The following is a 13,612-nucleotide window of genomic DNA, read 5'->3' as shown; positions in this document are numbered from 1 at the left end:
GGTCTTTCATGCCTCTTGCTGATGTCTTTAGCCTGCTCGTTTTGGGTCAGGGCAAATCCGGTCTCGATGTCGCCCGCTGGGCGCTGGCACATCCCGAGCGCGTAAGTGCCGTTACCGTGTATGGCGGCGGCACCTCTGAGCCCAATGACGCCACGCGTGCGCTCGAGGCTGCTGGTGCGTCGTTTGTCTATGGGACCGAACAGGTCGAGGGCGCCTATGACGTATGCGTGACGTGCCCGGGCATCTCGGAGTTCTCGGGCTTCTTTAAGGCCGGGCGCGAGCATGCCGCCCAGATTATGGGTGAGCCCGAGTTTGCCTATCGCCTGTCGCCCGATAACTGGATTGCCATCACGGGCACCAACGGCAAAACGACCACCACGTCGCTGACTGATTATCTGCTCAAGGCTGCCGGCGAGGCCAGCGTTGCTGTCGGCAACATCGGCGAGCCGCCGGTCAACGAGATTGACGGCCGAGCCCACAACGAGTGGTTTGTGGCTGAGCTCTCGAGCTATCAGATTGCTACGACCACCGAGCTCCACCCGCGCGTGGCGGTGCTGCTCAACATCACTCCCGACCACTTGGGCTGGCATAAGAGCCATAAGAACTACGCGCTTGCCAAGGTCAAACTGTTTGACAATATGGTCGATGACGATCTGGCGGTTGTCGACGTCGAAGACGCCGGCATTCACGAGTTCGATGAGTACATCTACACGCCGGGTCGTCGCATCTGCAAGGTCGCTTTTGACGAGCCCGAGGGCGAGGATGCCGCCTTTGTGCGCGACGGCAAGATGGTCGTGCGCCTGAAGGGCGTCGAGACCCCGCTCATCGCTGCATCCGAGCTCAAGATCTCGGGCCATCACAATGTTATCAATGCCCTGTGCGCTGCCACGGCTGCCCTGGCAGTCGGTGCCGATGTCGATGGCGTCTGCCGCGGTCTGGCCTCGTTCCAGCCGCTCGAGCACCGCGTGGAGCCGTGTGGCGAGATTGACGGCGTGCGCTACGTCAACGATTCCAAGGCGACCAACACCGATGCGGTCGAGAAGGCACTGACGGCATTTCCCGATGACGATGTGATCTTGCTGCTCGGCGGCCACGATAAGGGCACGCCGCTCACGGACTTCGCGCGCTTCGTTATGGACAACGTGCGCTCGGTCGTCTGCTTTGGCGATGCGCGTGAGCGCTTCACCGCCGCTATGGACGAGGCCGATGTCGATGGCGATGTGGATATCGCCCAGGCGGATGACCTACGCGACGCCGTGGACGTCGCCCGTTCGCTGTCGAGCCGTGGTGACGTGATCTTACTTTCTCCTGCCTGCTCTTCGTTCGATGAGTTCTCGGGCTATGAGGAGCGCGGCCGCGTGTTTAAGGACTACGTGGCCCAGCTTGCCGCTGCAGCGAAATCACAAATGGAATAGGGGTTGCGGTGAGAGAGGAGAGCCCCCGACAAGGTATGAGGAGGCCCGACTCGGACCGTGCTTCCTCGCGGCGCATAACACCGCGTTCTGGCCGCGGCGGGCAGTCGTTTAGCGAACGCTATATTGCCGGCGTTCCCGCCCGTATCATGCGCCCCCGTTTGATATTCATGGCCTGCCTGTTTACTTTGGTGTGCTTTGGCCTGCTGATGGTGTACTCGGCGTCTTCGGTCGAGGCGCTGCACGAGAATGGCTCGGCGACGTTTTTTCTGGGTCGACAGGCCGCGTTTGCCGTGGTCGGTGTTCTGGCGCTGATTGCCATCGTGCGCGTTTTGCCGGACAGCTGGTTTGGGGAGGATGTGCTCAGGATCTTCCTTATCGGCATGATAGGGCTACTGCTTCTGGTGTTCTTGGTGGGCAGCGGCAGCCGTGGCGCCACGCGCTGGCTCAACATCGCCGGTATTCAGTTCCAGCCTTCCGAGTTTTTAAAGCCATTTGCCATTGCGTATTCGGCCATCATGCTTGATCGCTTCTTTTCGCCCGGTGGCAACATCAACGAATTCCTTCGCAAGATGGGCATCTACCTGGGTATTTCGCTCTTTCTGATCTTTATCCAGCCCGATTTCGGTACTGTCCTGATCATCCTGTTGACCCTTATGTGCATGGCGTTGTTTGCGGGTCTCGACCCCAGATTTATCATCGGCGTGCTAATCTTCGGCATTCTCGTGATCGTGATTGCACTTGTCGCAGAGCCGTACCGTATGGTGCGTATTCAGGTTGCCTTGAACCCTTGGGCCGACGAGTATGGTGACGGCTATCAGGCCACGCTTGCCATCATGGCCTTTGCCTCGGGCGGTCTGTTCGGCCGTGGCATCGGCAACTCAACCATGAAGTACTCGTATCTGCCCGAGGCGCACAATGACTACATCCTGGCCATCATTGGCGAGGAAGTCGGTTTTGTCGGAACCGTGCTGTTCTTCTTGGTGTTTGCGATGCTGATCTACTCGGCGTTTCGCATTGCCGAGCAGGCGACCGATCGCCGGGGCGCGCTTATGGCGTCTGGCTCCGCGGTCATTCTCGCGGTGCAGTTTTTGATCAATGCGCTGGGCATCCTCAACGTGTTTCCCATGACGGGCAAACCGTTGCCGTTTATTAGCTACGGCGGTTCGTCGATTATTGTGTCGCTTATGCTTGCCGGTCTGATCCTGCGCGTTTCGTACGAGAGCGCCCGTCGCGATGAGTACGACCGTCGCCGCGAGAGCTTTGCCGTTATGGATGAGAGTACCGCCGGCGTGCCCCACGTACGCGGCGAGCGATCTTCGCGTAACGGCTTTACCGTTCTGGATGGCTCTGCGACCGAGCCGGCAGCCCGTCCGCGTCAGCGAACGGCGCCGCAAGGTCGTCCGCAGCGCCCCAGCCCTCGCAGCGCGGGCGGCGGATATAATCGAATCGATTTGAACTCGGACCCGTCGGCGCGTTTGCACACCGACGACCAGGGACCGCGTGTACGAAGGGACTATCATGACCGATAAGATGACCGTTGCTATTGCAGCCGGCGGCACGGCAGGGCATATCAACCCCGCGCTCGCCTTGGCCGAAGAGCTGCGTGACCGTGGCCACCACGTTGTGTTCGTGGGCCAGTCGCGCAAGCTCGAGGGTCGTCTGGTCCCCGAGGCTGGGTTTGATTTTGTGCCCATTACGGTCACGGGCTTCGACCGCTCCCGTCCCTGGACGGCGCTGACCTCGCTGTGGCGTGTCAACAAGGCCAAGCGTGCGCTCGCCAGTCATTTCTCAAAGGTCGGCAAGCCCGATGCTGCCATCGGTTTTGGTGCCTATGTCGAGGTTCCGCTGCTGGGGTGGTGCAAGGGCGCAGGCGTTCCGTATCTGCTACATGAGCAGAACTCTGTTCCGGGCCTGGCCAACAAGATGATGAACTCCCACGCCGCTCGCGTGTGCATCTCGGTGCCGGCAGCGCGCTCGGTCTTTGAGCGCGAAGGTGACCCTGACCACGTGCTCATGACCGGCAACCCCGTACGTCGCTCGGTGATCGAGGGCGATCGCGCTCGCGGCCGCAAGGCACTTGGCGTTCCCGAGGACGCTACGCTGCTGCTCGTCTTTGGCGGTTCACTTGGCGCCCAGCACCTCAACGAGCGCGCGGTTTCGCTCAAAAACGAGCTGCTTTCGCGCAAGAACCTCTATGTGTTGCATTCGACGGGTGCCGACGGCTTTGAGGAGACCGAGCGCGCTTTGGCGCTGACGCCCGAGGAGGCGAAGCGTTACCGCGTCCAGCCTTACATCGACAACATGGGCGATATGCTGGCTGCTGCCGATTTGGTGCTCTCGCGTTCGGGTGCATCGAGCGTGGCCGAGATCGCTGCGCTCGCCGTGCCCTCGATACTCGTGCCGTATCCGCATGCGACGGCCGACCACCAAACCACCAATGCCCGTTATCTGGTCGACGCCGGGGCCGGCGTGCTCTGTGCCGATGCCGATATCGACGGTTCTGCCTTTGCCGATGAGCTGCTGCACCTGGTCGATGACGCGGCAGAGCGCGACGTCATGCGTCAGGCGGCGCGCGGTCTGGCTCAGGATAGGGCCGCCGCTCTTCTGGCCGATGCGGTAGAGGGTTTGCGTTAGTTAGACGGGATATCGTCGGTCGCCCTCGCGCTGATGCGGTAGGTGCGGTACAGTTAACGGGTTACAGGCAGTGTCTACGCAAGGAGTACACGAGCACATGGCTGATTCCCAGACTGCAACCTCCGCGCCCGAGTTTAAGAGCGCCCACTTTATCGGTATCGGCGGCGCCGGCATGAGCGGCATCGCCCTCGTTCTGCACGAGCGCGGTTATGCCGTTACCGGCTCCGACCTTAAGACGTCACGTTATATCCGCCAGCTTACCCGCGCTGGTGTGAAGGTGCATGTGGGCCATGAGGCAGCCACGATCGACGAGGTCAAGCCCGACGTGGTTGTTGTCTCTACCGCTATTCCGGAGTCCAACCCTGAACTCGTGCGCGCTCGCGAGCTTGGTATTCCCGTGTGGCCCCGTGCCAAGATGCTCTCTGCTTTGGGCCACGGCTACACCACCGTCGCTGTTGCCGGCACGCATGGCAAGACCACCACGTCTTCGATGTGCGCCACCATGCTCGACCGCATGGGTCTGGATCCGAGCTTCCTGATCGGTGGCATCGTCGAGGGCTATGACACGAACGGCAAGAACGGCTCGGGCGACTACTTTGTCGCCGAGGCTGACGAGTCCGACAGCTCCTTCCTGTTCCTGAACCCCAACGTAGTCATTGTGACCAACGTCGAGGCCGACCACCTCGATCACTACTCGGGTATCGAGGAGATCGAGGCAACTTTCGCCAAATTCATGAGCCTGGTGGGCGAGGAGGGCACCGTCATCGTCTGTGGTGAGGACCCGCATCTGGTCGAGCTCGCCAAGTCGACGGGCCGTCACGTGCTTTCCTACGGCTTTGCCGAGAGCAACGACATCGTCTGCATGCACCCGGATGTCAAGGGCATCCAGAGTGACTTTATCGTTCGCTTTGAGGACGGCACTGAGCATGCTGTGGAGATCAAGAGCAATCCCGGTCGCCACAACATGCTCAACGCCACGGCGGTGCTCACCGTCGCCCATGTCCTGGGCCTTGACATCGACGCCGCCGCCAAGGCGCTCTCGAGCTTTGAGGGCGTCCGCCGTCGCTTTACCCACGTGGGCGATATCGATGGCATCACCGTGGTCGATGATTACGGCCATCACCCCACCGAGATCAAGGCGACGCTTGCTGCCGCTTCGTCGCTGGGCTACAAGCACGTCGACGTCGTGTTCCAGCCGCACCGCTATTCGCGCCTGCAGGCCCTGTGCGATGACTTTGCCGATGCATTTGCCAATGCCGATAAACTGCTGCTGATTGATGTGTTCTCGGCTGGCGAGATGCCCATTCCGGGTGTCACCTCTAAGATGCTCGCCGATACCGTGCGCGCCAAGCATCCTGGCAAGGAGGTCGTGTACTGCTCCAGCCGTCTTGAGCTCAATCAGGAGCTCGAGCAGATGGTGGGCGAGGGCGACCTGCTGCTCACCATGGGTGCCGGCGACGTTACGACCGTCGGTCCCGAGTTCATTGAGTATCTGACTGCCAAGAAAGACGCTTAAGTCTAATGGGTCTGTTTAACGCCGTCATGGCGCTCTCGGGCATGATCGACACGGATGTGATCGAGGACGAGCGCCTTGCGCGTCATACGAGCTATCGTATCGGCGGCAAGGCCGACCTCTTTGTGACGTGCCATAGCTATCATGCCCTCCGCCGCGCCGTGGCGGTGCTCGATCGCGAGCAGGTGCCGTGGGTCATCATCGGCAAGGGCTCCAATCTGCTGGTTGCCGATGGCGGTTATCGCGGTGCCGTCATTTCGCTCGGACGTGAGTTCCAGCGCACGGTTGTTGCCGATGACGGTTGTACGCTGACGGTCGGTGCGGGCGTGATGTTTGCGCGCCTGGTCAACGATGCCCTGTCGCGTAGCCTCTCGGGCCTTGAGTTTGCCGTTGGCATTCCTGGTTCGGTCGGCGGTGCGATATCTATGAATGCCGGCACGCGGACCGAGTGGATTGGCTCGCTGGTTGAGGATGTCGTAACGTTTGACCCGGCATCCGGTATCAAGCATTATGCGGGGTCCGAGATCTCTTGGGGCTACCGCGAATGTAGCCTTCCCCGCAATGAGATCATCCTCGAGTGCGTGCTCAAGCTTAAACCGGCGCCCAAGGCCGACATTCGCGAGCGCATGGAGCGGTACCTTACAAGGCGCAAGCGTACGCAGCCCATGGGTCGCGCATCCTGCGGGTCTGTCTTTCGCAACCCGCCCGATGCGAGTGTGGGCAAGCTTATCGAGGATTGTGGATTAAAGGGTTTTTCGATTGGCGGCGCGGAAGTTTCGCCCGTTCACGCTAATTTTATCGTTAATAACGGAACTGCCTCGGCCGATGACGTTGCCGCGGTTATCAGACATGTGCACGGAAAGGTGAGGGAGGCGTATGGCATCGAGCTCAGACCGGAAGTTAAATTCCTCGGCTTCTAGAGCATCGAAACCCACCTTCCGCCGCGCCGGAGGGCGTTCCGGCGCGCCTGCCAAACCTCAACGCAATACCGTCGCGCACTCTAAGTCTGTCGGGCATGCTCGACAGACCAGTCGTCCGGTCGTCGGCTCGCAGCTCGGTAATCGTCCGGCCGCAAAAAAGTCCTCGCGTCCCTCGACGACGTCAAAGCCTGTTATGGGCGCCAAGCCTGCCCGTCCCATGGCGGCTCCCAAGCCCTCGACGGGAACTAAAGCGGCGCGTCCAGGTCGCACGCTGGGCGCATCGAAACCGCGCTCGCTGACATCGGTGCCGGCTACCGCCAAGAAGCCTTCGAGTAAAAAAGGTTTCAACCCGTTATCTTCACTTGGAGCGATGGCAAATAAAACATCAGACGCCGCTTCTGTCGTTACAGGCAAAGGCAAAATCGTGGGCGGCGTTCTGGCCGTCTTGGCCGTGCTCGTCGTCGTTGCCACCGTGGTGATCAACTCTGGACTGTTTACTGCCACTGATATTCAGATTCAAGGCAGCGAGCATGTGACGAAGCACGATGCTATCCAGCTGATCGACTTGCCCGAGGGAACGTCGCTTTTTAACGTCGATCCCGACCAGATTACCGAGGATCTCAAGCAGAACCCGTGGGTTTCGGGCGTGGATGTCCAGCGCCAGTTTCCCCATACGCTTATCATCACGCCGACGGAGCGTAAAGTTATCGCCATTGCGTATATCAGCTCCGACGACCTTGCCTGGGCTATCGGAGACGATGACACCTGGATCGCCCCGCTGTCGACGTCGGTCGAAGTGGACGACCAGGGCAACGTCATCACGACAGGGCAGGGCTCAAATACCTTGACCGGAATCGATGCCGCGCTGGCGCTCGCCAAGCATTATGGCGCGGTGTTGTTGACTGATGTCTCGGCGGATGTCGCTCCGGTTTCCGGCCAGGCGGTGAACTCCAAGGCCGTTAAGGCCGGCCTGGATTATGTGCGTGGTTTTTCGAGCGAGTTCTTGGGACAAGTCAAGGATATTTCCACGCCTTCGGTCGAAGCCATCTCGGCAAACCTCAATAACGGCATTGAGGTGTCGCTGGGCGATTCGGACGATATCGCCAAGAAGGAACGCGTAGTCACCAAGTTGCTTTCGCAGGTAGAGGGCGTAACGTATATCAATGTGCGCTCTCCGGGCAACTACACATTTAGGAATGCTCCGACTTCGTAGCGCTGGTTGATGCTTTGTTGAGGGGCCATACCACGCCGTTTATCTGGTTTGTTTGGTTTTCACGGTCAATTATTTGACTGATACGTTCATAATGTGCAAACATAATACGGTTTACCTTTGCATTTACTTTCAACCTGAAGGTTAATGTGCGCAGGGGTCGACCCATGCTATGGCTATAACCTTTGTTCGGAGGACCGACATGCACGAGACAGAGATCAACAACTACCTTGCCGTCATTAAGGTGGTCGGCGTCGGCGGCGGTGGTACCAACGCGGTCAATCGAATGATCGAAGAGGGCATCCGCGGCGTCGAGTTTGTTGCCATCAACACCGATGCTCAGGCACTCGCGATCTCTGATGCCGATATCAAGGTGCACATCGGCACCGACCTTACCCGCGGCCTGGGCGCCGGCGCCAACCCCGAGGTTGGCCGCAAGGCTGCCGATGAGTCCCGCGATGACATTGCCGAGGCGCTCGCTGGCGCCGACATGGTGTTCATCACCTGCGGCGAGGGCGGTGGCACCGGTACCGGTGCTGCTCCCATCGTTGCCGATATCGCGATGAACGAGGTCGGCGCACTGACCGTCGCCGTTGTGACCAAGCCCTTCACCTTCGAGGGCCGCAAGCGCAAGAAGAGCGCCGAAGAGGGCATCAAGACCCTCTCCGATTGCGTCGACACCATGATCGTCATCCCTAACGATAAGCTGCTCGACATCGCCGAGAAGAAGACCACCATGCTCGAGGCCTTCGCGATTGCCGATGGCGTTCTTTCTCAGGGCACCCAGGGCATTACCGACCTCATCACCGTCCCCGGTATCATCAACCTGGACTTCGCCGATGTTAAGACCATCATGAAGCAGGCCGGTACCGCCATGATGGGTATCGGTACCTCTTCTGGGGATACTCGTGCCGTCGACGCTGCCCAGCAGGCCATCTCCAGCCCGCTGCTCGAGAGCTCCATCGATGGTGCCACGCGCGTGCTGCTCTCCATCGCCGGTTCCAAGGACCTGGGCATCCAGGAGATCAGCGACGCCGCCGACGTTGTCGCCAACGCTGTCGACCCCGAGGCCAACATCATCTTCGGTACCGTTGTCGACGAGTCCCTGGGCGATCAGGTGCGTATCACCGTCATCGCTACGGGCTTCTCCGACTCCAACGTCAACCGTCAGGACGAGCTCTTTGCTGCTCAGCAGTCTCAGAGCAAGGCCGCTGCCTCCGCTGAGCCGCAGCGCACCGCTCCGGCTGCCAGCCCGGCTCAGGCCGCTCCGACCCGCAACGTCGGTGGTACCGAGCTGCCCAACTTTGGCAACGACCAGTTCGAGCTTCCCGACTTCCTGAAGCGCGGTAGCTTCTAGTTCGTTTTTCTCAACGACCTGCACGGGGTGTGTCCATTTGGATGCACCCCGTTTTGTTACTCATTTGTAAACGAAAGCCTCCAATCTCCTTACGTTCCCTTTACGTTTGGTCCCTACCGCTGCGGGTATCCTTTTAAGGAAGTATGACAGCCGTATAAACGCGGGCTGTAGCGGCGATGCCGCGGTACTTGTGTTATTAGGAGGCTTTAGTATGGCAGCACGTGCGGACAACGTTTCGCGTGTCGACCATGATGGAGTTACGTTGGTGGAGGGCGCGACATCCGATGTCCGCTTTGCCTTTACCGAGCGCACCGGTGGCGTTTCTGAAGATGCGTACTCCTCGCTCAACCTGGGCTCGCATGTAGGCGATGACCCCTTTGCTGTTCAAGAAAATCGTCGTCGAGCGCTCGAAGCGATGGGCGCCACTGAGTGCGAGCATAATCTGCTCGTGCCCAATCAGGTACATGGTGACCATATCGTTACGGTGACTTCGAACGGCGCCGACGATCTTGAGGCTGTTCGCGAGCAGATTGCCGAGGGCTGCGATGCCATCGTCTGTACGGCCCATGACGTGCCCGTGCTGCTCTGCTTTGCCGACTGCGTTCCCGTGGTGCTGGTGGCCCCTGGCGGATTTGCCGTGGTGCACTCCGGTTGGAAGGGCACGATTGCACGTATTTCTGCCAAGGCGTGCCAGGCGCTTTGCGATGCTGCCGGCTGCGATGCGAGCGACGTTTCCGCCTATATCGGCCCCCATATCTTGGCTGACGAATATGAGGTATCCCAGGAACTCATGGATCGCTTTGCCGTCGAGTTCTCTTGCATCGATGCGAGTGCCTCTCGCATGCTCGATCTTTCCGCTGCCATTTGTGAGGCGCTGGTAGATGCCGGTGTGGACGCGGATAATATCGTGGATACCCAGCTTTCGACTGTGCGTCAGAACGACCGCTTTTATTCCTACCGTAACGAGGACGGCACCTGTGGGCGCCATGCTGCGATCGGCGTGATGCTATGAGAAAGATCGTATCGGTCCTGAGCGCCGCTGTGCTTACGCTTACGCTGTGCGCCTGTTCTTCGGGATCTTCTACCTCTTCCATTACCGTGGCCGGCTCCACGACCTGCCTTCCTATCGCCGAAATTGCGGCAGAGGGCTTTAAGGAGGAGACCGGCATCGACGTGCTCGTTTCCGGTTTGGGCTCTTCCGCTGGCATCGAAGCCGTCAGCGCTGGCACGGCCGATATCGCCAGCTCCTCCCGTGGACTCAATGCCGACGAACAGGATCTGGGCCTGACTCCCATCGTCATTGCCCACGACGGTATCGCGGTCATCGTGAACGAAGACAACCCCGTCGATAACCTCTCGACCGAGCAGCTCCGCGATATCTATGCCGGCAAGATCACCAACTGGAAAGAAGTCGGTGGCGAGGACCTGAGGATTCAGGTTATCAACCGAGATGAGGCGTCTGGCACGCGTGAAGCCTTCCGCACCATCGTGATGGACGGCACCCCGTTCGATCGCCGCTCCGCCGTTCTTTCGGGCACGGGCCAGGTGCGCGACGTGGTATCTCGTTCGCGCGGGGCTATCGGCTACATTTCGCTGGGCTTCGTCGATAGCCTCAACGCCAAGACCTCGGTCAAGGCCGTCTCGGTCAATCATGTTGAGGCGTCCGAGAAGACGGTCGCGAGTGGCGGCTATCCCATCTCGCGCGACCTTTACTTCTTTGTGAAGGGTGCGCCTTCGCAGCGGGCGCAGGATTACATCGACTACGTGACGTCCGAAAAGATGGACAAGCAGATTCGCGAGGCGGGCTTTATTCCCGTCACTAACGACGAGAAGGGGAGTGAGTAGCATGGAAGCACAGGAAAACTCCCAGACTGAGCAGAATGCTCAGGCGCCCAAGAAGCGCGAGTTGGCGCTCGTATCGCGCAGCACCTATATCAAGGAGAAGGCGCTGCAGTGGATTTTCTTTGCCTGCGCGTTCTTGGCGGTTGTTACCGTCATCCTGATTTTTGTCTTTACCACGTACTCGGCGTTGCCCGTCTTTACCGACATTGGTCTGGCGGACTTCTTTAGCTTTACGTGGGCGCCCTCTGAGGGCCACTACGGCATCGTGTCGCTGCTGGCCGGCTCGGGCCTGGTGACCGTCGGCGCGCTCGCCATGGGTGTGCCCCTGGGCGTGGGTACGGCCGTGTACCTGGTCGAGATCGCCAGCAAGCGCGTGCGCAAGCTTATCAGCCCCGCCGTCGATCTGCTGGCGGGCATCCCCTCCATCATCTACGGCTTCTTTGGCATGGTCATCATCCGCCCGTTTATCGCGCAGCTGACCGGTGGTCTTGGCTTTGGCGCGCTGACGGCGTGGTTCGTGCTCGCCATTATGATCGTGCCCACCATCACGACGCTTACCATCGATGCTCTCAATTCCATTCCCATGGGCATTCGCGAGGCATCGTATGCCATGGGCGCCACCAAGTGGCAGACTATCTATAAGGTCGTGTTACCTGCCGCCAAGCTGGGTATCGTGGATGCCATCGTGCTGGGTATGGGCCGTGCCATCGGCGAGACCATGGCCGTGCTCATGGTCGTGGGTAACGCCCCGGTTATTCCCGACAGCATTGCGAGCCCCATCTCGACGCTCACGAGCCAGATTGCGCTCGACATGAGCTATTCCTCGGGTCTGCATCGCTCGGCGCTGTTCGGCATGGGCGTGGTCCTGTTTATCATTTCCGCCACGCTGGTGGGCATCGTCCGCCTGGTTTCCAAGAAGAAGAGGGGGTAGGCTATGTCCGATTCCGTTGACACGACGGTCGATACGACCTCGTCGCGCGAGCGCATCAAGCGTGCCCTTTCCCACGGCAAGAAGGGCCGCATCAACAAGGACCTGTCCAACAAGATCATGCTTGGCGTGTTCCGTGCCGCGGCATACATCACCACGCTGGTGCTGGTCGCTATCATCGCCTACGTGGTCATCAACGGCCTGCCACACATCTCGCTCGACTTTATCTTCGGTTGGCCCCAGGGCGTCAACGCCGAGGGCGGTATTTGGCCCACGATCGTCTCGACCGTCTATGTGACGGCGCTCGCCATGCTTATCTGCACGCCGATCGCTGTGCTGGCAGCCGTCTATCTGGCCGAGTACGCCAAGCAGGGCAAGATCGTCGAGCTCATTCGCTACGCTGCTGACGCTTTGGCCTCGGTGCCCTCCATCGTTATGGGCCTGTTTGGCTACGCCTTGTTTGTCGAGGCTATGGGTCTGGGCCTTTCGATGGTCTCGGCCGCTCTGGCGCTCGCGCTCTTGATGCTTCCCATCGTCATGCGCACCACCGAAGAGGCCATTCGCGCCGTTCCGCGCTATATCCGTTGGGGCGCGTATGGCCTGGGCGCCACCAAGTGGCAGGTTGTCTCCAAGATCGTGCTTCCTTCTGCCTTTGGCCGTATTGCCACGGGCATTGTCCTTGCCATCGGCCGTGCCATTGGCGAGACCGCCGTGGTGCTCTACACCATGGGCCAGGCCATCAATCTACCTATCTCGCCGCTCGATTCCGGCCGCCCCATGACCGTTCACCTGTACCTGCTTGCCAACGACGGCATCAACATGAACGCAGCCTACGGCACCGCGCTCTTGCTGATGGTGATCATTCTGGCCTTCAACCTGTTTGCGCGCTTCCTGTCGCGCAAGCGTCGCTAGTTAAGGAGTCCCATGTCCGTTTATCAGTCCGCTCCCACGCTGGAGCAAGCGGCCATTACGGCCAAGGATTTCAACTTTTGGTACGGTGACTTTCATGCGCTGACGGGGCTCGACCTCAACATCGCCAAAAACGCCATCACCTCCTTCATTGGCCCTTCGGGCTGCGGTAAGTCGACGTTTTTGCGCTGCATCAACCGCATGAATGACCTGATCGAGGGTACGCGCGTCGAGGGCACCATGACGCTCGACGGCAACGATATCTATGCCGAGGGCGTCGACCCGGTCGACCTCCGTCGCCGCGTGGGCATGATTTTTCAGCAGCCCAACCCGTTTCCCAAATCCATCTACGAGAATGTCGCCTTTGGCCCTCGTCTGCAGGGCGTGACTAGCAAAAGCGACCTCGATGACATCGTGGAAGAATCGCTCAAGCGCGCCAACCTCTGGAAAGAGGTATCCAATCAGCTCAACAAGGATGGTTTGGCGCTCTCGGGCGGTCAGCAGCAGCGTCTGTGCATCGCGCGCGTGCTTGCGGTGCAACCCGATGTCCTTCTGATGGACGAGCCCTGCTCCGCCATCGACCCCACGTCCGTCTCTAAGGTCGAGGATCTGATGGCCGAGCTGGCGCCCGAGATGACGATCATCATCGTCACGCATTCAATGCAGCAGGCAGCTCGTATCAGCGACTACACCGCATTCTTCTTGCAGGAAGTTGCCGGCGAGCCCGCCACGCTCATCGAGTATGGTCAAACCGACGCGATCTTCACCAGCCCGGTGGACTCGCGGACGGAAGACTATATCACCGGCCGCTTTGGCTGATCGGTGCGACTAGTCCCAAGCCGATCGGACCTGGTCCGGTGCGTATTCACTGTGCGGGCTGCATG

Annotated in this window: 12 protein-coding genes; all 12 read left to right on the top strand. The window is 59.9% G+C overall.

Annotation, left to right across the window (positions count from 1 at the left end):
• The first annotated feature begins 8 nt into the window (after window positions 1-8).
• Window positions 9-1,415, top strand: coding sequence for a UDP-N-acetylmuramoyl-L-alanine--D-glutamate ligase (gene murD / locus I2E13_RS01460; RefSeq protein WP_195403978.1), 1,407 nt, complete (start codon window positions 9-11; stop codon window positions 1,413-1,415).
• A 35-nt stretch (window positions 1,416-1,450) separates the two neighbouring features.
• Entirely contained in the window at window positions 1,451-2,944 is a 1,494-nt protein-coding gene (gene ftsW, locus I2E13_RS01455; RefSeq protein ID WP_195403977.1) for a putative lipid II flippase FtsW, read from the top strand.
• Window positions 2,934-4,049, top strand: a complete 1,116-nt coding sequence (gene murG / locus I2E13_RS01450; protein WP_117757002.1) for an undecaprenyldiphospho-muramoylpentapeptide beta-N-acetylglucosaminyltransferase — start codon at window positions 2,934-2,936, stop codon at window positions 4,047-4,049. The genes ftsW and murG overlap by 11 nt, the downstream gene beginning before the upstream one ends.
• 97 nt (window positions 4,050-4,146) lie before the next feature.
• Window positions 4,147-5,565 (top strand): UDP-N-acetylmuramate--L-alanine ligase, encoded by a 1,419-nt coding sequence (murC, locus tag I2E13_RS01445; RefSeq protein ID WP_195403976.1) that lies wholly within the window; start codon window positions 4,147-4,149, stop codon window positions 5,563-5,565.
• Between the two features lie 5 nt (window positions 5,566-5,570).
• Window positions 5,571-6,482, top strand: a complete 912-nt coding sequence (murB, locus tag I2E13_RS01440) for a UDP-N-acetylmuramate dehydrogenase (RefSeq protein WP_117636007.1) — start codon at window positions 5,571-5,573, stop codon at window positions 6,480-6,482.
• Window positions 6,483-6,906: 424 nt separating this feature from the next.
• Window positions 6,907-7,695 (top strand): cell division protein FtsQ/DivIB, encoded by a 789-nt coding sequence (locus I2E13_RS01435; protein WP_271746194.1) that lies wholly within the window; start codon window positions 6,907-6,909, stop codon window positions 7,693-7,695.
• A gap of 199 nt (window positions 7,696-7,894) precedes the next feature.
• Complete coding sequence (gene ftsZ / locus I2E13_RS01430; RefSeq protein ID WP_055251674.1) at window positions 7,895-9,049, top strand: cell division protein FtsZ; 1,155 nt, start codon at window positions 7,895-7,897, stop codon at window positions 9,047-9,049.
• Between the two features lie 211 nt (window positions 9,050-9,260).
• Window positions 9,261-10,061, top strand: a complete 801-nt coding sequence (locus I2E13_RS01425; protein WP_089571585.1) for a polyphenol oxidase family protein — start codon at window positions 9,261-9,263, stop codon at window positions 10,059-10,061.
• Window positions 10,058-10,894: a phosphate ABC transporter substrate-binding protein gene (locus I2E13_RS01420; protein ID WP_117637522.1), complete on the top strand. Its 837-nt coding sequence runs from the start codon at window positions 10,058-10,060 to the stop codon at window positions 10,892-10,894. Before I2E13_RS01425 ends, I2E13_RS01420 begins: the two co-directional genes overlap by 4 nt.
• Window position 10,895: 1 nt before the next feature.
• The gene (gene pstC, locus I2E13_RS01415; RefSeq protein WP_195403975.1) at window positions 10,896-11,822 is read left to right on the top strand and encodes a phosphate ABC transporter permease subunit PstC; all 927 of its coding nucleotides are present in this window, start codon (window positions 10,896-10,898) and stop codon (window positions 11,820-11,822) included.
• Between the two features lie 3 nt (window positions 11,823-11,825).
• The gene (gene pstA / locus I2E13_RS01410) at window positions 11,826-12,731 is read left to right on the top strand and encodes a phosphate ABC transporter permease PstA (protein WP_055251684.1); all 906 of its coding nucleotides are present in this window, start codon (window positions 11,826-11,828) and stop codon (window positions 12,729-12,731) included.
• Window positions 12,732-12,743: 12 nt separating this feature from the next.
• Window positions 12,744-13,547, top strand: a complete 804-nt coding sequence (gene pstB, locus I2E13_RS01405) for a phosphate ABC transporter ATP-binding protein PstB (RefSeq protein WP_089571588.1) — start codon at window positions 12,744-12,746, stop codon at window positions 13,545-13,547.
• The last annotated feature ends 65 nt before the right edge of the window (window positions 13,548-13,612 follow it).

It is taken from the genome of Collinsella aerofaciens (genome assembly GCF_015554145.1).
Lineage (GTDB): Bacteria > Actinomycetota > Coriobacteriia > Coriobacteriales > Coriobacteriaceae > Collinsella > Collinsella aerofaciens_AA.
The sequence above is the reverse complement of the archived record's forward strand: the minus strand, read 5'-3'. Positions and strand labels throughout refer to the sequence as shown.